This is a genomic window from Catenuloplanes nepalensis (assembly GCF_030811575.1).
Taxonomy (GTDB): domain Bacteria; phylum Actinomycetota; class Actinomycetes; order Mycobacteriales; family Micromonosporaceae; genus Catenuloplanes; species Catenuloplanes nepalensis.
The window spans coordinates 1,098,363-1,124,548 of the sequence record NZ_JAUSRA010000001.1; the positions used below are offsets into that span (position 1 = coordinate 1,098,363).

At 67.2% G+C, this 26,186-nt stretch carries 17 protein-coding genes and 1 tRNA gene; 16 read left to right on the forward strand and 2 right to left on the reverse strand.

Annotated features, from left to right (window positions below; genetic code table 11):
- Positions 1-98 precede the first annotated feature (98 nt).
- On the forward strand, positions 99-1,592 hold the full coding sequence (locus J2S43_RS04625) for an IS4 family transposase (protein WP_306827308.1): 1,494 nt from the start codon (positions 99-101) through the stop codon (positions 1,590-1,592).
- Between the two features lie 307 nt (positions 1,593-1,899).
- Here the strand turns inward: J2S43_RS04625 and J2S43_RS04630 are convergent, their stop codons facing one another.
- Entirely contained in the window at positions 1,900-2,514 is a 615-nt protein-coding gene (locus J2S43_RS04630) for a transposase (RefSeq protein ID WP_306827309.1), read from the reverse strand.
- A gap of 351 nt (positions 2,515-2,865) precedes the next feature.
- Between J2S43_RS04630 and J2S43_RS04635 the strand changes: the two genes are divergently transcribed.
- The 3 genes from J2S43_RS04635 to J2S43_RS04645 are packed head-to-tail and all read left to right on the forward strand — an operon-like array spanning position 2,866 to position 5,375.
- Entirely contained in the window at positions 2,866-3,264 is a 399-nt protein-coding gene (locus J2S43_RS04635; RefSeq protein ID WP_306827310.1) for a Het-E N-terminal domain-containing protein, read from the forward strand.
- A gap of 47 nt (positions 3,265-3,311) precedes the next feature.
- On the forward strand, positions 3,312-4,913 hold the full coding sequence (locus J2S43_RS04640) for a DUF7779 domain-containing protein (RefSeq protein WP_306827311.1): 1,602 nt from the start codon (positions 3,312-3,314) through the stop codon (positions 4,911-4,913).
- Between the two features lie 3 nt (positions 4,914-4,916).
- Positions 4,917-5,375: a tetratricopeptide repeat protein gene (locus J2S43_RS04645; RefSeq protein ID WP_306827312.1), complete on the forward strand. Its 459-nt coding sequence runs from the start codon at positions 4,917-4,919 to the stop codon at positions 5,373-5,375.
- Positions 5,376-5,892: 517 nt separating this feature from the next.
- Here J2S43_RS04645 and J2S43_RS04650 read toward each other — a convergent pair.
- Positions 5,893-7,218, reverse strand: a complete 1,326-nt coding sequence (locus J2S43_RS04650) for an extracellular catalytic domain type 1 short-chain-length polyhydroxyalkanoate depolymerase (protein WP_306827313.1) — start codon at positions 7,216-7,218, stop codon at positions 5,893-5,895.
- A 229-nt stretch (positions 7,219-7,447) separates the two neighbouring features.
- Between J2S43_RS04650 and J2S43_RS04655 the strand changes: the two genes are divergently transcribed.
- The 12 genes from J2S43_RS04655 to J2S43_RS04710 all read left to right on the forward strand — a co-directional run bounded on the left by J2S43_RS04655 (position 7,448) and on the right by J2S43_RS04710 (position 26,149).
- Positions 7,448-7,535 (forward strand) — tRNA-Arg (locus tag J2S43_RS04655).
- A 586-nt stretch (positions 7,536-8,121) separates the two neighbouring features.
- The gene (locus J2S43_RS04660) at positions 8,122-8,625 is read left to right on the forward strand and encodes a hypothetical protein (RefSeq protein WP_306827314.1); all 504 of its coding nucleotides are present in this window, start codon (positions 8,122-8,124) and stop codon (positions 8,623-8,625) included.
- Positions 8,626-8,678: 53 nt separating this feature from the next.
- A complete protein-coding gene (locus J2S43_RS04665; RefSeq protein WP_306827315.1) occupies positions 8,679-9,479 on the forward strand; it encodes a hypothetical protein in 801 nt (266 codons plus the stop codon).
- 63 nt (positions 9,480-9,542) lie between these two features.
- Positions 9,543-10,673 carry a hypothetical protein gene (locus J2S43_RS04670; RefSeq protein ID WP_306827316.1) on the forward strand — a complete coding sequence of 377 codons (1,131 nt, stop codon included), beginning with the start codon at positions 9,543-9,545 and terminating at the stop codon, positions 10,671-10,673.
- 5 nt (positions 10,674-10,678) lie between these two features.
- Positions 10,679-12,166: a hypothetical protein gene (locus tag J2S43_RS04675; RefSeq protein WP_306827317.1), complete on the forward strand. Its 1,488-nt coding sequence runs from the start codon at positions 10,679-10,681 to the stop codon at positions 12,164-12,166.
- Positions 12,163-13,485 (forward strand): AAA domain-containing protein, encoded by a 1,323-nt coding sequence (locus tag J2S43_RS04680; protein WP_306827318.1) that lies wholly within the window; start codon positions 12,163-12,165, stop codon positions 13,483-13,485. The genes J2S43_RS04675 and J2S43_RS04680 overlap by 4 nt, the downstream gene beginning before the upstream one ends.
- Positions 13,486-13,543: 58 nt before the next feature.
- Entirely contained in the window at positions 13,544-14,773 is a 1,230-nt protein-coding gene (locus J2S43_RS04685; RefSeq protein WP_306827319.1) for a metallophosphoesterase family protein, read from the forward strand.
- A complete protein-coding gene (locus J2S43_RS04690) occupies positions 14,770-17,763 on the forward strand; it encodes an AAA family ATPase (protein ID WP_306827320.1) in 2,994 nt (997 codons plus the stop codon). Before J2S43_RS04685 ends, J2S43_RS04690 begins: the two co-directional genes overlap by 4 nt.
- A 379-nt stretch (positions 17,764-18,142) precedes the next feature.
- Positions 18,143-19,648, forward strand: coding sequence for a hypothetical protein (locus J2S43_RS04695; protein WP_306827321.1), 1,506 nt, complete (start codon positions 18,143-18,145; stop codon positions 19,646-19,648).
- The gene (locus tag J2S43_RS04700) at positions 19,645-20,385 is read left to right on the forward strand and encodes a hypothetical protein (RefSeq protein ID WP_306827322.1); all 741 of its coding nucleotides are present in this window, start codon (positions 19,645-19,647) and stop codon (positions 20,383-20,385) included. The genes J2S43_RS04695 and J2S43_RS04700 overlap by 4 nt, the downstream gene beginning before the upstream one ends.
- Before the next feature lie 23 nt (positions 20,386-20,408).
- Entirely contained in the window at positions 20,409-25,070 is a 4,662-nt protein-coding gene (locus J2S43_RS04705) for a coiled-coil domain-containing protein (RefSeq protein WP_306827323.1), read from the forward strand.
- Complete coding sequence (locus J2S43_RS04710) at positions 25,067-26,149, forward strand: Wadjet anti-phage system protein JetD domain-containing protein (RefSeq protein ID WP_306827324.1); 1,083 nt, start codon at positions 25,067-25,069, stop codon at positions 26,147-26,149. Before J2S43_RS04705 ends, J2S43_RS04710 begins: the two co-directional genes overlap by 4 nt.
- Positions 26,150-26,186: the final 37 nt, after the last annotated feature.

Genomic DNA, 26,186 nt, shown 5'->3' on the forward strand with positions numbered 1-26,186 from the left:
TCCTTTTTCGGCCGCTGGTGGGCCGGGTGCGAGATATGAAGAAGCTCCTGATAGGACATGGGATTGACTAGATCAACATGTTCCAACCAGGAGCTTCGGTGGCCGATTCTGCCATGGTGTCCGCCGGCGTGGTGCGACAGCCCGCTGATCAGCGGGAGGCGTTGCGGTCGGCGGTGATCGCCGGCCCGGCCGGGTTCGGCGTGCTGGACGAGCGGGTGACCGGCCGGTTGTGGCCGGTCCTGGCGGAGCCGGAACTGATCGAGCGGGCACAGGCCGAGGCCGGGCATGTCGATGGCCGCCGGCGGGTGCTGACCGGCGCGGTCACCGCGATGATCGTGCTCGGATTGTGCCTGTTCCGCCGGGAAAGCGTCGATGTGGTGACCGCCCGGGTTACCGCACCGATCCCGCGGGTCCGGGTAGAGGGCACCCCGAGCGGGCCGGCGGTGTCCAAGGCTCGCGCCCGGGTGCCGGCCGCGGTGTGGCAACGACTGTTCGCCGCCGCCGCAGCCGATATGCCGCCGGCGGGAACCGAGTCGTACGCGTTCGGTCTGCTGGCGACCGCGATCGACGGCACCGTGTTCGACCTGGCCGACACGGCCGCGATGCGCGAGCGGTTCACCACCCCGGCCGGAGGCCGGTTCCCGCAGGCCCGGATGGTCGCTCTGGTGACCTGCGGCAACCGATGGATCCAAGCGGCCCGGATCGGCTCGTCCGGTGTCAGCGAACAGGTCCTGGCCGACTCGCTGATCAGCGAGCTGCGGCCGGGCACGATCAACCTGGCCGATCGCGGGTTCTTCTCGATGGACCGCTGGGTCCGCGCGTCCACGACCGGAGCGCACCTGGTGTGGCGGGTCAAGAACGGCGCCCGGAGCCTGCCCGCCCGCCTGGACAAGACACTGCCCGACGCCTCCGCCCGGGTGATGCTGCACGAGTCCGACCAGATGCTCGCCCGGCGCCGCAAAACCTGCGGCGACAAGAGCCTGCCCCGGCTGCAACCAGTACTCACCCGGCTGGTCGAGTTCACCGTGACCAGCCGCGACCGCAGCGGCCGACCGATCAAGACCAGCCGGTATCGGGTGTTGACCACCCTGCTCGACCACCACCGCTACCCCGCCGATCAGATCGCCGCACTGTATGCCGAACGCTGGCAGATCGAACTGACCTACGCACGATTGAAGGTCACGCTCCGCGAGCCCGGCACCCGCCTGCGCGGGCAGGCCCCAGAACTGGCCTACCAGGAACTCTGGGCCCTGCTCACGGTCTACAACGCCCTCGTACGCCTCGCCGTTACCACCGCAACCGATCTGAACATCGACCCAGACGCGATCAGCTTCACCGCCGTACTCGCCCTGACCCGCAACCTGCTCGCCGCCGACCGCGGCCCCTGCGTCAACTGCGGACACCACGATCCCCACCCGGCCACCGCACTGGTCGCCGCTATCGCCAGCCAGCCCCTCACACGCCACCACCGACAACGCAGCGGACCACGAACACCCGCTCAACGTGAAACAGAACGTACCCGCAACGTCACGTACGAGATAACCATTAACCCGCCAGAACTACCCACAACCACCAAAACGGCCAAAGTTTAGGTCAGTGGCGTCTATCGTTGTTCTTGGGCTGGTGGTACTGCGGGTTTGGAGGGTCGATACGCGGCATGGTCATCGTGCATCACCCATGCCGGGGAAGGGCTGGTGTCGCGGGCGGTGACCGGGTCGGAAGAACCGGGGCGGTAGTCAGCCTCGATCCGTCAGATGGGTTCGCTCCCTGCCTGACCGTTTCGGCTTGACCGTTTTGTCCACTAGGTTCGGGCGTGTGATCGCCACGTGTCGCTGTGGGTGCGTGAGGTCTCCGGGCTCGGGAAGCGGCTTTCTGCTGGTAGGTGCAGGATTCGGCGGGTCAGGTGGCCAGTGGTAGCAGGGTGAGGCGTTGCCAGCACAGGGTGAACGCGTCGGCCCAGGGCCAGGTCTCGGGGATCGACAGCACGCGGCGGCGGGCGTGGGTGGCGAGTCTGCCGGGCAGGTGCAGGAGTCGGTAGCGCAGGGTGCCGGGTTCGGCGTGAGCGAGGTCGGCCTGGTCGTGCAGGCCGAGCAGCCGCATCCAGGCGGTCAGGTCGGCGGCGATGTTGCAGGTCAGGACCCAGCCGCGGTTGACGGTCCAGGCTTTCGACGGCAGGTTGCGCAGTCCCATGGCCTTGGCATGCCGGACTTGATCTTCTACTCCAGCGTGAGCACGATGCAAAGCGTCGAGCCATTGCGGCTGGTGCGAGCCGGGCACCCCCGCGATGCGCGTGATGTTGGTGGCCACGATCTGGTAGCGCCAGCCGGTGCGTTTCTCCAGCTCGGTGAGGTTCTTGACGTGTCGGGCCGACGGCTTGGTACGTCGCACGAGCAGTCGCAGGGTGCCGGTCCAGCCGGCGAGCCGGGTGTTGAGGCCGGTCAGTTCCGCGACGTGTGCGTCGCTGGTGGCGGTGCCGTCCTGGTGGAGGCTGTCGGTCCAGGCGTCGGCGGGCAACCGGTCGAAGTCTGGGTGGGTCGTGTGTCGGATAGCGGGCCGTTATCACCGTCCTGGCGGTCGTCGCCGGGTGGGGCGAACGGGGTCCCGGCCTACCCGGCCGTGGTTCAGCGACTGGATGGGCCGGCTACCCTCGGGATGGTCCTACTGCTGGTCGCGGCCCGTATTGCGTCGGGTCTGAGACCGAATGGTGGTGGCTGCTGGCATGACGGCCCGGTCCGCCCCGAACAGCCGATCGACCAGCGCACCCGCAACCGCCACCACGCCGCCTTCGAACGCAAATACTCGTCACGTGTGATTCGGTGGAGGAGTATTGGACAGAATGGCTCGTTGAATTGACGGGAGTGGACCATGTCAGCAATTGAGCTGATCACCGCGGCCCTTGCCGCGGGTGCGGGGGCCGGCCTGCAGGGCACCGCGTCGACCGCTGTCCACGACGCATACGAGCGCCTCAAGGCCATGCTGAGAAGCGGACTGTCCGGTCACGAGAGTGCGGTGCGGGCTCTGGAATCTGATGATTCCGACGCTGAGGCATGGCAGGCGCGGATCGGCGAGGCGCTGATCGAGTCCGGAGTGGCCGGAGACGAGCGGGTTCTCCTGGCCGCCGGGCACATGTTGACGCTGGTCGGGCGGCAGGCGAAGAGCTTCGACATCGACGTCAGCACCAACAAGGGGGCTATCGGTGACTTCAGCGGTCCGGTGACCTTCAACCAGGCGCCAGTCCCCCCAGCGGAGCCGGAGACGAGGTAGGGTCACCCGTCTCCGGCGCTGGCGCTGACGACCCGACTCCTACAACGGTGAACTACGGCGTCACGGCCGGTTCGATAGCTTCGGTCGTCATGCCCGGTGGACGAGCAGTGTCGTGGCCGATCTGTGTGGGCATCGTGCCGCCGCTGGCGAATCAGCGACTGAATCGGGTGGCGGACTTCGAACTCGCTGAAGCGCTCGCCCATGCTAGTGCGACCGTGCCGGTGTGTCAGGTTCTCACTGGACTCGGCGGCGTGGGCAAGACCCAGGTCGTAGCGGCGCTGGCCCGGCGGCTGTGGGATGCGCGCCGAGTCGATCTGCTGGTGTGGGTGACCGCGGCCTCGCGTACCGCGATTCTGACCGGTTTGGCGGAGGCTGCCGCGCGGGTCACCGGGGTCGAGGACACTGATCCGGAAAGGGGCGCGGGACGGTTCTTGGCGTGGATGACGGAGCCTCGTCACCACCGATGGCTGATTGTCTTTGACAACCTGGACGAGCCTCGCCACTTGACCGGCCTATGGCCGCCCGACCACCCGCGCGGTCACACCGTCGTCACGACCCGGCGCCGGGATTCCGCACTCACTATCGGACGGCGGGTCATCGACGTGGAAGTGTTCACGCCTCAAGAGGCGGCGACGTACCTGCGGTGTACGCTGGCCGCTCACCCGCACCGCTTGGACGGGGCCGATGAGCTGGCTGCGGATCTGGGCTATCTACCCCTCGCCCTGGCTCAAGCGGCGACTTACATCCTCGACCACGGCACGCGTATGACCTGTGCCCGATATCGACACCGGCTCGCCGACCAGCGGCGCCGCCTAGCCGATCTCGCGCCCGATGTGCTGCCGGACCAGCACCGGGACACCGTCGCGGCAACCTGGGCGCTGTCGATCGAACGAGCTGACCGAAGCACGTCGGCCGGACTGGCACGGCCAGTGCTGGAGATCGTCGCCTTACTCGATCCGCACGGAATTCCGCTGGCGGCTCTGACCACTAAGAGCACGATCGCTTATTGCGGTACGCGGCTGGGAATGCGAATCGATGACGAGGATCTCGACGACACCGTTCAGGTTCTGCACCGCTTCGCCCTGCTCACCATCGACGAATCCACCAATACAGTGCGGACGCACGGCCTCCTCCAGCGAGCCGTACGTGACGCGATCGAACCTGCCCGATACGCTGCGCTGGTCGTCGCGGCGGCGGACGCGTTACTCGAAATGTGGCCGCCGGTTGCACGTGACCTTCACCTTATTCAACTCCTCCACGCCAACAGCACGGCGCTCGGCGGAAACGCGGCCGGCCACCTGTTGGATGCGGCGGGCGCCCACCCCGTCTTGCTGCGCGCCGTGCGCAGCCTCGATGAGGTGGGTCTGGTGAAGGAGGCGACCGCCAAGCTCGTGACGCTGCATGAGGGCTGTCTACGAGTCCTCGGGCCGGACCACCTCGATACATTCGCCGCCCGTGGGATGCTGGCCTACCTGTGGGGGAAGGCCGGCGATCACCGTGGCGCCGCCGAAGGCTTCGAGCGGCTGCTCGCCGACCAGCTCCGGGTACTCGGACCGCACCACCCCGATACCATGTCCGCCCGGGCGGGTCTTGCCCACTGGCGCAAGCGGATGGGTGACCTGACCGGCGCTCGAATCGCCTTCGAGTAGCTGTTGGCCGATCGGCTCCGAGTCCTCGGGCCCGATCACCTGGACACCCTTCTCACGCGCGGTGATCTGGCCTACCTGCGCGGCGCGACCGGCGATCTCGTGGGTGCTGTCGCCGCCCACGAGCAATTGTTCGTCGACCGCCTGAGGGTTCTCGGTCCTGAGCATCCGAGAACCCTGGTCATTCGCTCGAGCCTCGCCTACTGGCGCGGACGGGCCGGCGACATCGCCGGCGCCATGGCGGAGTTTGAGGAACTGCTCGCCGACCAGGTGCGAATTCTCGGGCCAGCCCACCCAGAGACGCTGGGCACGCGCGGCAACATAGCCACGCTGCGCGGCGAAGCCGGTGATGCAGTCGGTGCCGCCGCCGAACTCGAGAAGTTGCTCGCCGACCGGCTACGAATCCTCGGACCCGGCCATCTCGACACACCCGCGACCGGTCATCATTTCGACCGGTGGCAGTAAGCCGGTGGGCCCGCAACCGACTCTGCCGGCGCTCCGGTAGTTCCGAGACGGTGGTGCGGATCAGCAAGGGCTGGTCATCGTTGTCTGGCTACGGTCGCGAGCAGGAACACCACGTGGTCGCGGGCTTGAACACCATGATCGAGACTCTGCGCCCATCTGACGGTCGCGAAAACCAACACCGCACCGAGGGAGCGGCGCCCTTGCCCGCAGGTCAGGTCACTCCTTAGCGGTGGTGTCGATTCTGACGACCACGGATATCGGAGCGGGTCCGGGTGCGTTCCAAGATCACGACCATCTGGTGTCGCTGGTGGCGACCATAGCTACCGACCCCCGCCGAACCGGGCTGACCAGCAAGATCAGGTTGAAAAAGGCTCATTGATTAGCGCTCGCGGTTGGCGAGGCCGTCGTCGATGCCCGGCGCTTGGGAGGCGATGAGTCCGTCGCTCATGGTCCTGCGGGTTCGGGCGGAATGCGCACTGTGCGGCCGCCGGGAAGGTCCGGCGGCCGCATAGCGAGTTCAGGCGATGGTGCAGATGCTGCCGTTGAGGCTGAATACGGCCGGTTTGGTCGCGGTGCCGGTGTGTGTGGCCTGGAAGCCGAAGGTCTGGGTGGCCCCGACGCTGAGCGTGCCGTTGTAGGACACGTTCCGGGCCGACAGCGCGCCGCTGGACGGGTTGATCGTGGCGTTCCAGGAGTTGGTCACGGTCTGGCCGCTGGGCAGGGTGAACGCGAGCGTCCAGCCGTTGACGGTTGCCGTGCCGGTGTTGGTGATCGAGACCGACGCGGTGAACCCGGTGTTCCATGAGTTGATCGTGTAACCGACCTGGCAGGCCCCGGCCGGTGCCGGTGTGGTCGGTGCGGGGGTGGTGGGTGCGGGGGTGGTGGGTGTGGGGCCCGGCGTCGTGGGTGTCGGGCTGGGGGAGGTCGGTGTGGTGGTGTCGAGGCCGAGGAAGTGAATGGCTGCGGCCGCGTCGACCGGCAGGTTGTGTGAGACACCGGCCATGCTGATGCCCTCGACCGGCGCCTGGTCGCCTGTGCCGCCGTAGCGGGTGCGGGTGTAGCCGGACTGCGGCGTGTCCGTGTATGACGGCGTCTGCGACAGGCCGTGCACGTTGGTCCACTGCTTGATCTGTTCGCCGAAGTTCGGATATTTCAGTGTTTCGTCGTTGGTGCCGTGCCAGGTCTGCATGCGCGGTCTGCGACCGGAGTATGCCGGGTAAGCGTTGCGCACCAGGTCGCCCCACTGCTGTGGAGTCTTGATGATCAGCCCGTTGGCGCAGTCGCTGTTCCACTCCGAGCCGTTGGTGGTGGCGAAGCACCCGAACGGCACGCCCGCGAAGGCCGACCCCGCGCTGAACACGTCCGGATAGACGCCGAGCAAAACGTTCGTCATCATCCCGCCGCTGGAGACGCCGGTCGCTACGATCTTGTCTGCGTCGACTGGGTAGCGGGCACGGACGTAGTCGATCATCGATTTGATGCCGACCGGGTCGCTGCCGCCTTCTCGGCGCAGTGCTGCCGGCGAGGCGACGTCGAAGCACTGGCTGCTTCGGGTCACCGAGGGGTAGATGACGATGTAGCCGTGCTGGTTGGCCAACTCGTCGAACTGGCTGCCGTTGTAGAACGCCGGCCCCGTTCCGGTGCAGTAGTGCACCGCTACCAGGAGTCCCGGCTTCGCCGCCAGCTTGTCGGGTACGTATAGATACATGCGTAGATTTGATGGATTTGCCCCGAAGGAGGTCACCTCGGTCAGTGCGGCTGCTGCTGCCGGTGTGGGCAGTCCGAGCGCGGTCACGACCGCGACCAGCACTACAGAGGCCAGGGCGAGCAATCGAGCTCTCATAAGAAGTCCTTTGCGAGAGTCACGGGTACGTTAGAACTGCAGCGGAGGCTTGCCCGGCGTCCACCGCTCCCGGCCCAGGAGTATCGACCATTATCTACTTAATGGTCGGCTGGTGCTACCCACGGGCCGCGAACGAGGTCCTTGGCCTGGCGGTGGCCCTGTTTGCAAGCAGCGCGACAGGCTTGATCGTCAAGAATGCGCGCTGGTCAGAGTAATGAATTGGTTGGCTGCGTCTGACCTTCGGCTGATCGTCGGCGCGCGGGGTGCGTGGACTTCTAATCCACCGGTCGCAGGTTCGAGTCCTGCTGGGCGCACCACGGTCTACCAGGCAAAACGGCGGTTGTAAAAGATCTTTAAAGGTCCGAAATTTCACCGTGGGCGCACCGTGGGCGCACCGGCAAGATTTTCTTTGGCACTTTCGGGGGACTTCAGCGCCGAAGAGACCAGTGCTGGGCGGCGACCGCGACGCGCACTCACCCTGTGCGCTGGAGGGAGACCTCCTGACCGTCCGGCCTCCGCGTGGCGGGTTGTGCTTGGCCATCCGGCTCCGAGTCGTCAACCTGCACGGGGGATGGTCGTTGGTCATTTGGATCGGGTCGGGTTCGCCGGTGTCGGACCTTTTTACCCAACCTCCGCTGCCTTGCCTGCCGATGGCTTGCTGCTAGCCAGCGTGGACTAGCAGAGGCGGCCGCGCCGTCATCGCCGAGGGAGGTCAGAGCGGCGTTCCGCGCTGGCGGTAGCCCGTCGTCACTGTTCGCATGAAGCCGGCGAGCCCGACTGCACGGGCGGGGCGCGGCCGACCCGTCAGGGAGCCGCCCGCTGACACGGCGATACGTCGCCGTTCGCCAGCTCTGGGAGTCGCCACGTCGTTGGGACCCGGACACCGCGCCCGACGCGCTCGCCGTGCTCACCGCGCTGGCCACCGCGACCGGCCCCATGCTCGTCGACGAGCTCGCCGCCGCCCTGGCGTGGCCGCTCGACCTCCTCCAGGCCGCGCTCGAGCACGCCGACGCCCGCCCCGACCTCGGTGGACTGCTCACGCTGCGCCGGACGGCACCGCACACCTACACCGTCAGCCCGCGCCCGGACGTCCGCACCGGCGACCAGTGCACCGCCGTGCTGAACACCGCCGACCAGTCGCAGCCGCTCACCGTCGGACAGGCCAACGCGCTGCTCAGCGCGATCATCAACCACGGCGCCCCACACCCGGACCACGGCCCGGCCGGGCACCACGGCCCGGCCAGCGAACTCCGGCGCCGCGGAATCCTGCACGCCGACCACCGCCCGGATCGAGGGTGCCGGCCTGCTGATCTGTCGAGGTTGCCGCCTCGGCCTACTGGGTACGCGAAGGGCCGCTCGGCCGTTGCGGCGCGGTGGGGCAGTTGTGGCGAGATCGGCGCGGCTTAAAGGATCTTGCTGGGAATTACTGGAGTCTAGTGGAGTGTGCTAGCTTCTCCCGCATGGCAGAGGCGATGGATGAACTCGAAGACCTGATCTCAGGGCTGCGAGTGCAGATTCGTCGTGCGCTGGCCAACGGCCGACGCGCCGAAGTCCCCAAGCTGCGAGCCGAGCTTCACGCGGCCGAGCAGCGGTGGGACACGGGTCTGCAGGACATCGAGGGGTCGGACACGGGACGGGCGCCGCTCGCCCCGTTGCCGTCCGGCGCGTCGCTGCTACCGATGCGGGAGCAGGTTCATCAAGTGCTCACGCTGTTGGGGGCGCCGACTGCGCCGAAGCTGATCGTGGCGGTGCATGAGGCGTTCAACGCCGGCGAGTTGGTCAGCGCGAAACTGACCAGCCTTCGGCGAGACGAGGAACGGTCGTTCCGGTCGGCACCCTTCGCACGTCCGTACTACTTATGCAGTGCGCTCGCGGTGAACCAGTGGGTAAGCGTACGAGGGCTGCTGGCCGTCTCCACGTGGTCTCTGGACCGGCGGATGATCGGTCCGCTGTCCCCGCGTGTCGATTTCCTCTCAGGGGCGATCAGGCTTGCCCAGCACGTCGAGCGGACCGGTGATCCCGGGCCGCAGACGAGCAGGCTTCTGTGGCGGTTCGCGACCAACATTCCCGGCGCGGCAGAATCGTTCGGCTCGGCCAGGCCTGCGGCGATCATCGCGGCTGCGCGAGCCGAGCTGGAGGTCCACGATGACTCCGATCGCGCACAACGCAAGGCTGCGGCCGAAGCGGCACGCCGTCGCCTCGACGACGTCCAGCAGTTGTTCGGCGCTCAACCGCTCAGGGCAGTCCGCAGCGCTGACTGACAACTTCCCCGATATCGGCGGGCCGGTACCGCGAAGACCGGACCCGTCATTCCAGAGGACACGATGACCGTCGTCGACGACCGTCTCAACGCCATCCGTGGTGCGGCACCGCGAAAGCCGCACAACGCCCGAACTCTCGCTGCTCTTGCCGCCAATCCCGGCTGCCGTCGTCGCACGATCATGGACGCCGCCGGCGTGAACAAAGCACTGATCGCTGATCGGCTCGGCCATGGCATGACCGTCGGTCAGATGTCCAGCATCGCGCTGGCCCGTGGAAGGAGCTTCGAAGCGCAAGTCAAGGCCGAGGGCGGCAACGACCTTCTGCGGCTGCTGCGGGAGCACCTCGACCTGCCGACTGCGCAGGCGCACTATCACGACCTCAACCCGGCCGACGACGACGACCGCATCAGCGCTCGGCTTCGGCGGTCACAGAGCGCCCTGGAGGAAGCGGCGCGTGCATCGGACCCGGTGGGGACGATGTTCGATCACCCGATCCTGCAACTCACCATGAACGGCGTCCGGGTCCACATCGAGCCTGACCTGATCGCGTTCAAGTTCGGCGACCGGTTCCACATCGTCGAGATCAAGTCCTTCCCCATCGTGGACGGCGTGGCCGACTCGGGCAAGGTCGCCGCCGCCGCGCAGCAAGCGGCGGTCTACGTACTGGCGATGCGCGAGATGCTGCAGACCGCCGGACTTTCGCCGGAGCTGGTCTCCCATGAAGTGATCTTGGTGTGTCCCAGGGATTTCAGTAACCAGCCGGTGGCCGAGTTGGTCGACGTGCGCAAGCCGCTGGCGTCCCTGCGGCGTCACCTCACCCGGATGGAGTCGATCGACGCCCTGTTGCCGATCCTTCCTCCAGGCTTGACCTTCGACCTTGTTCTCGACGAGACGGGACAGGCGACCCGGAGCCCGGACGATCTTGCCGCTTCTGTCGCTCAGGTTTCAGCGCGTTATTCACCGGATTGTCTTCAGAGTTGCGAGCTGGCGGGGGTGTGCCGGGCGGAGGCGGACGGCACCGTGCCGGTGCTGGGTCGAGTGGTTCGCGAGGAGTTGGGCGGCATCGATTCCATCGCGGAAGCGATCGCGCTGGCGACCGGCGGCCGGGTGCCCGACGACAGCCAACGTCAGGCCGCGCGCCTCCTCCGTAGCGCCTACCAGATGCGCCAGCAGGCCCTGGAGGCTGTGCGGTGACCGTGATGAGTTCGCTGGCCCGGGTGCTCGCCGCCGGCTCGAAGACGCCCCAGCGCGTCACCCTGTATCGCCACCTGCACGTATCCGAGCAGCCGATCGTCATGGTGCCGATCATCCTGGCTGGCGAGACGAACGCTCCGCTCGCGGTGATGGTGGGCTCTGACCCCGGGCGGCCGGAGGTCATCGTTACTCGACAGCCGCGCGAGCGAGCCGAGCGGCTTCGATTCGCGGAACGTCTCGCCGGTCATCTGCTTTACCCGATCGCTTCGATGGCGGCGACCACGCAGCGCGTCGACACCCGCAGACTGGAACTGTCGGTGCGGGCAATCCAGGCGCCTCAGGTGTGGGTGCCCAACTCGGCCGGCATCGACTACGTCCGGTTGCTGGGGCGCATGACGCGGTTCCGTTCCAGCGAAGGCCCCTGGGCTGTTGCCCCGTCCGTGCGGCAATTGGGTATCTGGCTCACCTGGCTGGCGGAGCAGGCGGAGTTCGCCGACTCGTGCGTCCTGGTGCCGGCTACCCGAGCGTTGAGCGCGGTGTGGGCGACGGGGCAGAGCGACGTCGAGGACGGCAATCTCGCCGCGGTGATGGCCTGGCTGGCGCCGCCGCCGGGCATGGCCATCATCGACGCCGCGCGCCGGGCCGAGGACCCGGCCGTATGCCCGCCTGCCGGCCCGGCGACCGACCCCACCTTCGATCGGCTCTTTCTGCAGCCCACCCTGCGCGATCTCGCCTCAGCGGCGGCTGAACCGGCCAGGCGGCAGGTCCTCAACCGGTTGACCGGCATGCTTGTAGAGCAGATGCGGCCCACCTGGGATCTGGTGTGGCAGGCCATCGACCTGCTACGGGCGGAGCCGCCGGCAGCGCGGGTGGCCCGCCGATGGGAGCGGCAGCGCGATCGTTTCACTGCGTTTCATCATTACGTCACGAACGGCGGGTATCCGCAGGCCAAGCGCGACAACGCGGTACGCGGCGCGCAGCGCCTCGCCGAGATGGAGCAGCGGTTGGCCAGCTTCGACGCCGAGCGCGCCTACGACGACCCGCTGGTCCTCGCCGACTACCGGCTCGCCGGCGAGGCGTTCTCCGGCGAGGTCGTCGCGAGCGATCCCCATCGCCGGGTGCGTGGCGCGCAACGATTCGTGACGCGGCCCCTGGTCACCGTCACCACCACGGACCCGGTACGTCTCGACGTGGGGCAGCAGGTGCACGACCCGAGCCGCAACGGGCAGCGGGCGCTCATCACCAGGCTCGACGAGACCGCCGACGGCTGGATCGTCGAACTCGAACTGCAGGACAAGATGGGCCGCGGTCGGGTACCTGAACCAGGATCCGTCCCGGTCGTCGGTGACGACGTGGTCTACACCGCGCCCGCCGACACGTTCGTGCGTCGCGGCCGGGCCTGGCCCGCGCGGGAAAACATTCCGTGGACCCATGGCGGGCCGCCGCCGGAGCCTGTTCCCGTTCCGGAGGACGCTGTGGAGGACTGGTCATGACGTCACCGCAGCAGCTCGCCGAAGCCCGCACCGCCGAGATCATCGCTGATTTCACCGGCACTCGGCGCCCGGGGGTCGTCGTCGACTCGCCGCCCGGGGCGGGTAAGTCCACCCTTGTGGTCCGGACGGCCGCGGAGATCGCCGAAGCCGGTGAGCCGATCATGGTCGTCGCGCAGACCAACGCGCAGGTGGACGACCTCACCGCGAAGATCGCCGTGCGGCTGCCGCACCTCTTGATCGGCCGCCTCACCCGCGAGGACTACCGTCCGCCCGCCTCGGTCCAGCTACCGAACGTTCAGGTCGGCAACCGCCTGGACACCCTGGGGGACTGCCGTGTCGTGGTTGGAACGGCGGCGAAGTGGAGCCGGGTCGAGACGGCCGGGAAACTGCCGTGGGCGATCGTTGACGAGGCGTATCAGATGCGCTCGGACATGCTGCTGCTCATCGCCGCGCTGTTCGAGCGGATGCTGTTCGTCGGCGATCCCGGGCAGCTGGACCCGTTCTCCCCGGTCGACGGCGAGCGATGGGCCGGCCTGCCGTGGGATCCGATGCAGAGCGCGGTCGCCGTGCTGCTGCGGAACAACCCGGAGATCACGCCACACCATCTGCCGCTGTCGTGGCGGCTGCCGCCGAGCGCGGCGGGGGTCGTCCAGGAGGCGTTCTACCCGTTCACCCCCTTCCAGTCCGGCACCGGCTCCGCAGATCGCAACGTCGTGATGCGTGTTGCTGGCCTGCGGCCGACTCCGGTCGACGAGGTGATCGCGATGGCGGCCGAGACCGGCTGGGGCTTCTACGAGCTGCCGCATCGCAACACGGTACGCACCGACGAGGAGACGGTCGCCGCGACGGCGGACATCGCCGCGCGGCTGCTGCAACGTGGTACAGAAACCTACTGCGAACACGCCCGCGACGGGCGGCCACTGACCGCCGACCGGATCGCCGTCGGTGCGGCGCACCGCGACCAGGTCGCCGCGCTCGGCCGGGAACTACGCACACGCGGTGTCACCGGCATCCGCGTGGACACCGCCAACCGGCTGCAGGGCGCTGAATTCGACATCACCGTCATCCTGCACCCGCTGTCCGGTCGCATCGACGCCACCGCATTCCACCTTGAGTCCGGTCGCCTGTGCGTCCTGGCCTCCCGGCATCGGCACGCCTGCATTGTCGTGGGCCGCCAGGGCATCCCGGAACTCCTGGACGCCCACCCGTCGACCGAACCGATGCACCTCAAAGCATTCATCAAGTTCCCTGACGGCTGGGAAGCGAACCAAGCCGTCCTCGCCCACCTCGCCGGCCACCGGATCCGCGGCCTCGGCTAATCGCCCGATCCCCCTTCGACGTCAGCGCACGTCCCCTTCGCGAAAGGGCCCAGCTCGCATGCAACTGCTGCACACCTCCGACTGGCACGCCGGACGGACCACCTACAACCAGTCCCGCGCCGCCGACCTCGACGACGCCCTCACCGAGTTCATCGCGATCGCCCGGGACATCCGGCCCGACGCGATCGTCAACTCCGGTGACCTGATCGACCACTCGAAGGTCAGCCACGCCGAGATCGAGCGGGTCGTCGACGCTCTCGCCGAACTTGCAGCGATCGCCCCCACCATCGTGGTCGCGGGCAACCACGACAACTTCAGCCTGCTGCGCTACCTCGACCGGCTCGGACGCCTCAACCGGCTCTACTTCGTCAACAAGCCGCTCGGCATCGGCGGTGACCACCTTGTCCTGCCCGGACGGGACGGCAACACACTGCGGTTCGGCGCGCTGCCGTTCGTGTCCGCCGAACGTGGCGTCGACGTTTTCGATGACCCTCGCCGATGGGCCGGCGCCTACCGAGCCCGCATCGCCGACCTGCAGGCGAGGATCACCGCTGGCCTGACCGCGGGCCTGGACCCGCGTCGCGAGCTGACGGTCTTCGCAGCCCATCTGCACGTCACCGGCGCCGGGCTCTCCGGCAGTGAGCGTGCCCGGCACTGCAGCGACGACTACGCCTGCGACCCCGCTGCCATCCCGCCGGTCGACTACGCCGCGTTCGGTCACATCCACGATCCGCAGGACCTGCCCGGCCCCGTCATCGGCCGGTACGCGGGCTCCCCGATCCCGCTGGACTTCGGTGAGGCCGGCCAGCGCAAGAGCGTCACGCTGGTCACGCTCGAGCCTGGTATGCCCGCGCGCTGCGAGGCGATCCCGCTGCGGGGCGGCCGAGCCCTGATCCGATTCGAGGGCAGCTTCGCGGATCTGCAATCCCAGGTCGACGTGATCGACGATGCCCCATGTCTGGCAACGGTGCACACCGACAGCCACGACCCGGCACTCGCGCAACGCGTCCATGACCTGCTCGGACGCGCCACCGTCCTGGACGTGCAACAGCGTGTCGCCGGCACCCAGGGTGCCGCGCTCGTGGTCGAGCCAGGTACCGCTACCGCCCAGCGGCCACTGTTGGACGCCTTCGGCGCCTACCTGCAGCAGATCGACACCCGCACCGCTCCGATCGACACGTTGATGGCGACCATGGGCGAGTTCCTCGCCGCCGACCACGAGGACCGCGACCCCTGTTTCGCCGTCGAGGCGCTGCTCGCCGACGATCACGCGGTGGGCGCCGCATGAGACCGCTTGAACTCACCTTCTCCGGGCTGCGGTCCTACATCAGCCGGCAGCACATCAACTTCCGCGGCCAGAGCCTTGTCGGGATCACCGGCGAGACCGGTGCCGGCAAATCCTCGATCTTCATCGCCATCAACTTCGCCCTGTTCGGGGCCTGCACCTTCGAAGCGCCGACCCCGAAGGTGCTCATTGCCGACGGTGGCGACGGCACGCTCGCCGTGGAACTCGTCTTCGAAGCACGCGGCAAAGAGTGGAAGGTCAGCCGACGACTGTCAAAGAAGTCGGCCAACTCCCACCACCGGCTGGAAGCACTCGACGGCTCGGAGACGCGGCTCGGCCGTGACGTCACCAACACCCGCATCCAGCAGCTCATCGGGCTCGACCAGAAGACTTTCGTCCGCTCGGTGCTCCTGCGGCAGGGAAAGTTCGAACAGCTACTGCACGCTTCACCTGCTGAACGGGCGCACATGCTCAAAGGCCTGCTCGGCCTCGACATCCTCGACACCATCGGCCGGCAGGCCCGCGACCGCCGTGACGCGCTCGCCCCCCATCTGCACAAACTCCGTGAGCGCAAAGCCGCTCTGCTCGACGACCCGCGCGCCGCCGCGGCCCAGGCGGCCACCCAGATCGGGCAGGCCGACGAGCAGATCGAACAGCTCGGGGCGGCGCAAGAGCAGCTCGCAGGCATCCATGCGCGGTGCGTCGACGCCGAGAATGAACGCATGCGGCTGCTGGAGCTGATCGGCAAGCTCGCATCGATCCTGGACACCGACGCACCCGAGCAGCTCAAGAGGCTCGCCGAACTCGGTGACGCCGTCGCCGTGATGGACGGTGCCCTTGTCGGCGAGCTGACCCCCCTGCGTCAGCGCCGCGACGGTCTCCTTGCGCAGCTCGGGGACCGCAGGCCAGGCGGCCCGCTCGCAGATGTGCCCGCCACCGCCGCTACGGCGCTCGGGCAACTCGGCGAACTGGTCGAGCGCGAGGCCGACGCCAGCTCCCGCTTCGACACCGAGACCGCCGAGATGCGAGCAGCGGAGTCCAGTGTATCCGGCGCACGGGAGGAAGCCGAAAAGCTTGCCACGCTGCGCAAGGACACGGAGCAGGACCGGAAGAACGCCGCGGACCGCGAAGGCGACCTTGAGAGACAGCTTGATGCGTGGCGTGCCGGCCTGCGCGATGTCCGCGAACTGACGGCCCGCGTCACGCAGCTCGCCCAGCAACTGCGTGACCGGCAGTCCGACCACGTGGCCGCGGCGGAGAAGCTGGAGCAGCAACGCGCAGCCGTGGAGGAAGCCCATCAGGCGGTAACGTCGGCGGAGGAAGCCATCGAGGGGCAGAAGCGCCTGAACGCCGCCGCATACGCCGCCGCCGGCCTGCAGCCGGGCGACGCGTGCCTGATCTGCGACCACGAGCTGCCCGACGGCTTCGTGCCTCCGCACGCGCCGGGCCTGCACGACGCCGAACAAGCCTTGAAGAAGGCCCGAGCCCACGCCAAGCGCAAAGCCGACCTGACCACGGCGGCGCTCAGTAAGGAACGGGAGACCTACACGGTCGCCGAGCAGAAAGCCGCCCAGCTCACAGACACGTCCGAACAGGCGCGCAGCGCCCTCACCGTCCTTACGCAGCAGCTCGGCGCGATCGACCTCGACCGGCACGACGATCACAACCTCGCACCACATATCGAGGCCCTCACGGCCGCCCGCGAGCAGACCGCGGCCAAGGCCGCGTACCTCGAGGAGATCCGCAACAGCGCCGCGAAAGCCGCCGCGATCGTCGAGGCCATCGACAAGGACATTGCCGGTCGTACCGCCCAGCTGAAGAAGATCCAAATCCAGGTGGTGGCGCTGCGCAAGAGGATCACGACCCTCACGCAGCAGATCCCGGCTGAATACCGGCCGGAACGGCCCACCACGGAACTGGTAACCCGCCTGCGGGACCAAGCGACCGCCGACCGGCTACGTCTGGGCGAGCAATGGAGCACACTCACGCAGCTCAGCACCGAGATCGAGGCGCTGGAGACGCGACGTGACCAGCTGATCGAGAAACGCGCCGATCAGGTCACGACACCGGCGAAGCAGAGCCAGCAGCGCATGCTGGACGTCTCCACGGGCTACGCCGCGCTCGCGGCGTTGCTGCACACGCCGCCCGCCACCCAGCTCGATCTCACCGCCGACCTCACCGCCCAAGCCCAATGGGCGGCCGACATCAAGGACCTCGCTCGGGGTGCGCTCGACGCCGGCCGGGCCCGGGCCGGGGATGTCAGCTCGCTGCTCGAACGGCTCGCCATCGAAGCAGCCGCCATCACCAGCAACGCACCGACCGGTGGCAAGCCCCTCCACGCCGCGTACGACGACGCCGTCGGCAGGCGGGCCATCGCAACGAAGACACACGACACGGCACTCACCCAGATCCCCGTGATGGATGACATGGTGCGCCGCATCGAGTCCACCCAGCCGCACCTTGACGGACTCACCGCACTGGTCGAACTGCTCGGCAACGGAAAATTCGGTGCCGCCGTTGTCCAGGAGCGACAGCAGACTCTGCTCGGGGCCGCCACGGCGATCATTCGCGGCATGACCCTCGGCCGGTTCGCCTTCGGCCCCGATTTCCAGATTTTCGACGCCCACACCGGCAGCCTGCGCGACGTGAAGACCCTCTCTGGCGGCGAGACGTTCCAGGCGAGCCTCGCGCTCGCCCTCGCGGTGGTCGAACAAGCCAGCAGCAGCGGCGGGAAAGCCGAATCCCTCTTCCTGGACGAAGGCTTCGGCAGCCTCGACCAGACCGCCCTCACCTATGCCCTGGATGCCTTGTCCACCCAAGTCGCCGCAGGTCGCCTCGTCGTCGTGATCAGCCACATGCTCGCCGTGGCCCAGCACGTTCCAGCGCTGCTACGCGTCTCCAACGCGGCCGCAGGAAGCACCGTGCGCTGGGCCACCGACACCGAACTGCTCGAACTCGCCGACGAAGCCGGCGCCGGGCCGCTACACACCTGACCGCATGCACCACCGGTCGCACCGGCAAACGGCATCAAGGCGCAGCCAAGAGCAGCAAGCATCCGCATCCGGACGGAGGTAGCCGACATCAACGCCGCCGCCACTCGCAGCGACACGCCACCCATCCCCGACGCAGGCGTGCACTGTTCGCCCGGCACTGCTGAATCGCCCTCTGTGTCAGCAGGCCGTGCTCACACGGCCCAATCGATGCCCCACGCGCGAGGCGACCGGGAGGGTCATCACCCGCCGAGCGCCGGCCGCCCGCCTGCTCGGCGCGGGAGTCGGAACCTTGCCCGTCGGGTGGACGCTGGCACACCGGAGCTGCCGCCTCGCTCCGGCCATTCGCCCGACCCTGCGTTGCCGGGCGGGTGATCTCGCGGTGAATGCGGCACTCGAGGAGTTCGTCCGCCAATGGCAGCCACGCCAGCGGCAGTCATTCGGCATGATCGCTGCGCTTGCCGTACGACTGCAGAACCTGGTCAACAACCACGGCGACTGGAGTGTGTACGACCTGCCCTCGATCGCGCTCGCAGCGTTGTACCTGGTCGTCGAGCCCAGCCGCCTCGCCGGAGGGTGGACCCGCGACCAGCTGATCGACGAGTTGCTACCTCTGGCGCAGCGCGCGGGGCCGGGCAGGCCCGATGCCGAGCACCGCGAAATGGTGACGGCTGTGGTTGATCTGTTGCACGGCCGTTCCACTGGGGGACAGGCGTTCATCGACTTCTACGGTGACTGGACCGGCGAAAGCTATCAGCGGCTGCAGAAGCCGTTGGAGTACCTGTACCTGGTCGGTGGCGAGGACGCGGTGCCGACCGTGAAGGCCGACGCCCGTGCAGTGAACATGTTCCAAGGCCTCTACACCCTCGACCTTGAGGATCAGAACGCGGCGGACAACTTCATCGCCGACCGGCAGCTGGCCCGCGGTGACGTTGACGAAGTGGTCGCCACAGTCCGGCGCCAGCACATGACGCTGAATGCGTTAGTCGAGCGCATCCGCGACCAAATCAAGCAGATTCGCCGTGACGTGCGCTCCGTGGACTACGTCCACGACGTACAACCGACGATGGAACGAATCATGCAGCTGCTCGGCGAGCAGCTGACGACGACGAGCGACTTCAGACACCGCGTGCAACAGCGCCTTGAACCCGGCCAGCCGGGCGAGCAGCAGATGCGCGAGACCGAAGCACTGCTCGAACGTCGCTGCTACGACCTCGCCGACGTTCTGAACGAGGTCAGCCAGGTGAACCAAGTCTTCGCCGAAGAACAGGACCGGCAGGTGTGGACGCGCTACCGAGGCAACCTGCATGACCCGGAGAAGACGTTGTTCGCCCCGCTCATCGGTATGAAGGTCGGCGCCCTCGAAGCACTCCTGGAACCGGTATGCGCGCTGGCACTCGGTGTCCGCCGGCCCCGCGTGCCGTCCGCACTCGAACTCGTCGAACGAACGGCGCCCAAAATCCGCCGCGTCACACCGACTCCGGTAGACAACCCGTTCGAGATCGACGAAATCGTCGCGCCAGTACCGTGGATCCGGGAAGAGACGCTCACCTGCCTGCGCGAGTTGTTTAGCGCAGTCGATCGACCGACACGCCTGTCCGAACTCCTGACCCGGGCGGTCCGCGATCATCCTGATCTGTGCCGTGCCGGCGAGCACGCCACGTTGACGCACCTGGTGTGTCTGATAGCACTGACCGCGTTCGCTCCGCCGCATGCCACAGAAGCCGCCGACGATCTGACGATCGCGGTCCTGGCGCGGCAGCGGGAGGTGCTCGATCCCGACCGTGTCCGCGTGATCAACGACCACACGCCATTCAGCCTGCCCGGTATCGCGGGCGACGACCTTCTCTTGCAACCCGTACCAGCCGCTATGGGAGGCGACCAGTGATCTCTTTCGGAGACGTCGGACGGCTGATCGCCTTCGGCACCAATATCGCCATGACCCCCGGGGCCAGCGGGGAGCGCGCCGAATACCGCCGGCTGATCCATGAGTACGTGATGAACCCGGACTTCCGCGACGCCGTGGATGCCGTCCTCGGCGGCGCCGAGTGTGAGGTCACGGACGCCAACGAGACCCTCGGCCTGGTGCTGTTCCCACGCTCGGGAAGCCCCTGGTCCTGGCCAGGGAAAGCGCCGGACCTGCCATGGAACAAAAGCGATGACTCCGCAGACCGCACCGCCCGGATGCTGACCATCGTCGCGTTGCTCGCCATGCAGTTCCCCGCCGGTGTCGATCTGGAGGCGATGCTCAACGACACCGACCGGGCGGTGCCCTCGGTCTCGGTCCTGCAACTCGAGGAGTACATCCGGGAGTTCTGCGAGCGGCAGAAGGCCAACGAGCCGGACGTCGAGGCCGGCACCCCCGACCGGGAACTCCCGATGTGGTCGTTGTGGTTGAGCAGGACCACCTACGGCGGCGCGGTGAAGCGTACTTCCCGCACCACCTCCACCTATCTCGTCTACCAGACGCTGGACGGATTGCAGCAACTGGGATTTGTCAGCGACCTCACCCCAGACAGCCCCGCCGAACAGAAGAACTACCGAATTCGGCGACGGCTACTCGCCCAGTTCCCCGACTTCCTGATGAACCCCCTGTTCGAGGCGCTGCGCCCTACCAACTCCTAACTCATCACCCGGGAGCCCGACAGATGCTTGCCCCCACTCGGCTTCGACTCGTCAACGTAGGCATCGAACGCCCTCGCTTCGCCGACCTGATCATTGATCTGCGCACTAACGGTCAACCCGACGACACCGTCATCAAGCTGCAGAACGGTGGCGGCAAGAGCACCATCATCGCGATGTGGCTGCACGCCTACGAACCGCACCGTGACAAGTTCCTGGCCAAACTCGCCATCCGGCACCAGGGCAAGGCCGGCGAGCAGAAGAAGTTCGAGCACTACATCCCCGCTGGATCCACCACATACGTCATCTGTGAACACGCCATCGCGGGCGTCGCTGAAAACCTGTTCGGGATGGCACCGCGGCTGGTCGTCGGATACGCCGCCTGGCGCGACAGCGAAGCGCAGGACCGCGCCAGCGAGTTGTTCTTCTGTTTCCAGACAAACGACGCGCTGACCTTCGACACCCTGCCTGTCCGCGGCACCGACGGCAGCCCCATGCCCCACACCGAGTTCCTCGACCACCTCATCGCGGCCAAGAAAAGCGACCCGACCCTGCAACTAGCCCATACCGATGAACAGGGCAAATGGGCGGCCGAACTGGCGAGCCGCGGCTTCGACCTCGACTTCCTCCGACGATTCCTCCTGCAGATGAACCTCGACGAAGGAGCGGCCGACCGCATCTTCACCTACGACAGCAGCCGCACGTTCCTCAACAGCCTGATCAACGTGCTAGCCGACCCGAAAGACTTCGAAACGGTAGCGCGCGAGATCACACGGCTCAGGTCGAAGATCGCCAACCAGGAGGTAGACGAGGCCACCGAAACGTTCCTCACTGCCGCCCGCCGATTCACCGAGCCGCTCGCTGTCGCAGCGGATCGGTTTAAGAAGCAGCAGACAGCACGCACCGCAGCGTTGTCGCAGTGGGCCGACACCACCCGGCTCGTCGAGCAGTGGACCGCGACGGCGGACACCGCAACGACCCACGTCAACCAGGTCCACGGCGCCGCCACGACAGCCCGCAACAAAGCCGACGCTGGACAGAAACACCTCGAAGGGCAACGCGCCGCTCTGGTCGTGCGCCGCTGCGAGCAGGATGTCGATCAAGCGGCGCAGGGGGCAAGAACCGCGGGCGAGGAGGTCACCACCGCGGAGGGCGAGCTTGAAGCGGTCAAGGGCTGCATCCAACTGGCCCAGCATGCCGTTGCGGCGCAGGACCAGCAGCTTGCCCTCGACCAACTCCAGGACAAGGTCCGCGGCGCGGCGCCGCTGCGCCGCGACCTCGCGACCACGGCACAACTGCTCGCCGATCGACTCGATGGCGAGATCGCCGCCTTGGCCCAGAGCGAAGGCCGCCTCGAGGCCCAGGAGCAGACCGATGCCCGCCGGCTCGAAGCCCTCAACACAGCGATCACGGTCTGCTCCGTGCAAGAATCCGAAGCCCGCGCCGACCTGGGAAAAGTCGCCGAACAACGGGCTGGCGGCAAGGTCCTCCGGCAGAAGCTTCGCGACGACGGGTACCTGGAGACCGACGAGTCGGCCGACCGCGCCGTCATCCGACACCGGCAAACCGTCGAAGCGGCTCGTGGCAACATCACATCCCACCGTCGGCAGGCCGTGCAGTGCGACAGCCGCGCCAAGGAAGCCACCCAGCAAGCACAAGGACTCCAAGGTGACCTCGACACGGCCGCCCACGAGATAACCACGAACGAGAACACCCTCACTGACATGCTGCGGCGCACCGACCGCCTCACCAAGGAGGTGACCGGATCCGGGCTGGTCGAGATCGACCGCGTCGACCTCGACGAACACGCCGACATCATCCACGCCGACATCCGATCCCGCCTCGACGGAACGCGCGCCGCCGCCCGCACCCGTGCCGTACGCGTCAGCCAACTCGAACGCAACGTCCAAGCTCTGCATGCCAGCCGGCTGCTGCCCGCCCGGCCCGAAGTCGACGATCTCGTCAATCAACTGCAACAACACACCGGCCGCGGTGTCCTGCCGGGGTGGACCTGGTTGTCTCGCATCACCCCCGACAAGGCCACATCGCTGCTGCGCAGCCACCCCGAACTGGCTGACGGCATCGTCGTACCCGTCGAGGACGACTTCGCCGAGGTCGAAGGGTGGCTCGCCGCGAACGTCCACTCGATTTCCGTGCCCGGCCCCGTCGTCGTGGCCTGCGGTGCCTCGTTCTTCGACGGTACGAGCGGTGATCGGCGGACCGTTGTCCTCCCCGATCCTGCGCTCTGGGACCAGCAGGCCGGCCAGGAGGCAGTCATACGTGTCGGGGATGAACTCGACATCGCGTTAGCAAGCCGTGACGAGGCCGAAACGATCATCCTCACAGGTGAGCACCTGGTGCGAGAACTCGACCGCTGGACGAGCGAGGTCGGTCAAGGCAGCGCCGACCGGCTTCGCGAGCAGATCGAGCAACAGAGGCTCGCCCGGGCTGAGCTCGCCGAGGAACAGAAGCAGCTCTTCGATGACGCGCAGGATGCCCACGAAGAGGCGGAGAAGCATCGCGAGGCCGCCGATGAAGAGCAGGCCCGCGCGGAACGGGCGGAGGAAGCTGAACGGCGGGTCCAACCGCTGGCGGACTTCGACGCCGGCGCAGAGCAGCGTAATCAGATCGAAGAAGATGCCCGCCACCGACGCGATCAAGCCACACACAACCAGCACGAGCACGAGAGCGAGCGGCAAACGATCCGCGACCGTTCCGGCGGCCTCGCGGATCAGCGCCGGGAACTCGCCGTCCACACCAGCGAACTGCGCCGCCGCGTCGCCGGCGTCAACGACATCCTCTCTGCGCATCCCGGAGAGGCAACCGAACCTGAACCCGGCCTGCTCGAACTGCCTCGCGACGCCCTCGACAGCCGCCTGCGAGACCTGAACCAGCAATACCAGGGCCTCGTCACCGACGCCGACCTGCGCTCCCGCATCAGCACGGCGCAGGAAAGGATGGAGGAGTGCTCAGCTGCCCTCGGCAGGCTCAGCCAGGCCGCCCAGCAGCAGGCTCGACGAATGTTCGACCAGGCTCCGCATACGTCCCTGATCGAATGGGACCGAGCCGACAAACAGACCGAGCAACGCGTCCGCGCACTCATCGAGGCGCGGGGTGCCGCCCAGCAACGCCACCAAGCCGCCAAGACGGCGTCGAACACGGCGCGCAGGGAAAAGGGTGCGCAGTCACCGCTCGACGTTCAATGGCACTCACCTGACCTCACCACCACGAATCACCACCTCGACGAAGTCACGCAACTGATCGCCACCGCGAAAGAAGACATGGCGGAGGCGAAACGGACCCTGGACCAGGCGACCATCCTCCAGAACCGGCTCACCGCCTTCGCCTCAACCGTCAAAGACCGCCTCGCCGCCAACCTCACCGCGGCCGGGAAGTCCTTAGCTCAGTCAGGCAAGCTCGGACAGCCCGTCAACCTCGACGACCTGCTATGGGAGACGAGCGCCTCGCTCGACACCACCCATCCGGTCGTCACCCGACTGCGATGGATGAACGATGCCCTGGAAGAGGCAAAACTGGCCGTCAACCCGCTGAGCCTCGCTGCCGGTCTCGACCGCTTCAGCGCCGACGATCTCGAGCGCTTCGTCACCAGCGCAATCGAGGCCATCGAACACGTGGGACGGCAACACCAAGCCGCCGAAGTTCAGGCCCATGCCTTGGCGGAGAAGCTCCGCGAGTGCAGCGTCAACGCGCCCGGCAAGGCTGCCGGCACCATCGTGAGCCGGCTCAAGTCCTCACCGCTGGCCGAACTGATCGATAACGCAACCTCCAACGACTACGACGCCAGCCAGCGCCTCGCCGCCGTCCGCGCCGAACTCCGCAACTTCAGCACCGAACTCGATCATTCCGCCCAGGTCGTCAGCACCACCGTCGAGTCCATCCGCAGCAAGATCCGCACCATCGCGAGCCGCTCCAAACTTCCCACGGACGACCGGCTCGGTGTGTGGTCCGGCCAAGAGTTCTTGAAAATTCAGTGGAGCGAATCCAGCCGAGACAACCGGCAGAAATTGGTCCGCGACGCCCTCGAAGCCATGATCAGAACCGAAGACGCAGCGGGCACATCAACACGCAGACGCCCAAGCCGGGAACCGGCACCCCTTGAATTGCTCGTCGAAGCGATCACGCCGAACCTGCGCGCGGAAGTCCTCATCCCGAAGGTGCCGTTCGACGGCAAGCACCATCCCATGGAAGAAATCGCCATGCGCACCTCCGGCGGCGAAGGCGTCACCATGGCCGTCATCATCGCCGCACTCATGCTCTCGATGCGCAACCCCAGCCGCAAAGAACAAACGTTCCTGATCATCGACAACATCTTCGCCAAAGTCGTCGAACCGTCCTTGCTGCGCCTCATCCGTCAAGTGGCCCGAGGGCTGCGCGTCCAGCTCATCTTGCTCACCGCGTCACGCGACCCGCACGCGCTCAGCGTGTTCTCCAGCTGGGTACAGCTCAAAGTGCAGGAGGCGGGTCCGCGAGTCCTCGTCGTACCCGAAGCGGCCGTCGCCGCGGACATTCCACGACAGCTCCGACGCGAACCCCTCGTCGCAACGACAACACCGGTCATCCTCGACACGGCCACAGCCAGGATCAGCATCACGGACTCGTCGCTCGGGACGAGTGACCCTAGCAACCCCGACGTCGCAATCGACGACGACGTGGTCGAACTCGCATGACCCCGGCAGCCACGCTCGCCGCCTCACTGCAGGCACGGCTACTGGCCCACGCCACGGACACGGGCCGAACCCGCGCCTCGCTCACCACCCTGCTGACCATGCAAGCCACGATCGAAGCGCACGCCGCCACCCGACCCGGCGCCCGCCAACGACTCAGCAGCGCCGTTGATGAACTCGTCCATCAGGGAACCGTGGAGACACCCCGTTCACGGCATTTGTGGAACGATTCCGCCCTGCCCTATCTGCCGCGATGGGTTGTCATCGTCGCCGACATCCCCGGCAAAGTCCCGCCGATCGACATGGGTACGACCACCTGGGTGCCCACTATTTCGCGATGGGTCGGCACGTGGCTGCGAACGTGCAAGCCACCGACCGCCCTACGCGCCGTGCTCCAGGAGATCAACAGTTGGCTGCTGGAGCACCTCGGCGAGCAGCTCGCCACGCTTGCCCGGGAAGAACGCTCACTCAGCATCTTCAATGACGAGAAGACCCTCGCTCGCATCGAGCCGAGCAGCATCTTCGCCCCCGGGCGCCTGCAGCCGCAGGACCTCGCCTACGAACGTCCCATCTCCCCGCTGCGAGCAGCCCGCCTCGCCGCCAGCGGCGATCTGCTCATCGTCGAAAACCAGGCCACCTTCGACTCCGCCTGGCGCGCGCTACGTCAAGCACCCGGCCCTCTCGCCGCAATAGCCTTCGGCAACGGATGGGAGGCAGCCCAAGCCGAACCAGTCATCGCCCTGGCCGACCATCTCCAGCTTCGTGCAGCGCCCGAGCGCATCATCTACGCCGGCGACCTGGACATCGACGGCCTCGACATACCGCAAACGCTAGCCGCCAACCTCTACGCGCTCGGATTCCCCGAACCTCAACCGCTTCATACCGCCTACCACGCCATGCTCGATCCCTCCCGCGATCGAACAGGCCGGCCCAATGCCCCTGCCCCCGAAGAGCTCGCACTTCAGGCAGTCACGTGGCTCCAGGACAATCAACGCGACCGGGCACACCACCTACTCGTCAGCGGACAGCGTGTCGCCCAAGAAGTTTTGGACCGGACCTGGTGGATGACGGCCGAGCTGTAGCTATTGTCCCGTAAGGCAAATTTGCCCTGATCGGGCT

Bases quoted from the DNA above. Each gene is read 5' to 3' on its own strand.
- J2S43_RS04650 (WP_306827313.1), bottom strand. From the start codon at position 7,218: ATGAGAGCTCGATTGCTCGCCCTGGCCTCTGTAGTGCTGGTCGCGGTC.
- J2S43_RS04690 (WP_306827320.1), top strand. From the start codon at position 14,770: ATGAGACCGCTTGAACTCACCTTCTCCGGGCTGCGGTCCTACATCAGC.
- J2S43_RS04665 (WP_306827315.1), top strand. From the start codon at position 8,679: ATGGCAGAGGCGATGGATGAACTCGAAGACCTGATCTCAGGGCTGCGA.
- J2S43_RS04705 (WP_306827323.1), top strand. From the start codon at position 20,409: ATGCTTGCCCCCACTCGGCTTCGACTCGTCAACGTAGGCATCGAACGC.
- J2S43_RS04675 (WP_306827317.1), top strand. From the start codon at position 10,679: ATGAGTTCGCTGGCCCGGGTGCTCGCCGCCGGCTCGAAGACGCCCCAG.
- J2S43_RS04635 (WP_306827310.1), top strand. From the start codon at position 2,866: ATGTCAGCAATTGAGCTGATCACCGCGGCCCTTGCCGCGGGTGCGGGG.
- J2S43_RS04670 (WP_306827316.1), top strand. From the start codon at position 9,543: ATGACCGTCGTCGACGACCGTCTCAACGCCATCCGTGGTGCGGCACCG.
- J2S43_RS04680 (WP_306827318.1), top strand. From the start codon at position 12,163: ATGACGTCACCGCAGCAGCTCGCCGAAGCCCGCACCGCCGAGATCATC.
- J2S43_RS04685 (WP_306827319.1), top strand. From the start codon at position 13,544: ATGCAACTGCTGCACACCTCCGACTGGCACGCCGGACGGACCACCTAC.
- J2S43_RS04710 (WP_306827324.1), top strand. From the start codon at position 25,067: ATGACCCCGGCAGCCACGCTCGCCGCCTCACTGCAGGCACGGCTACTG.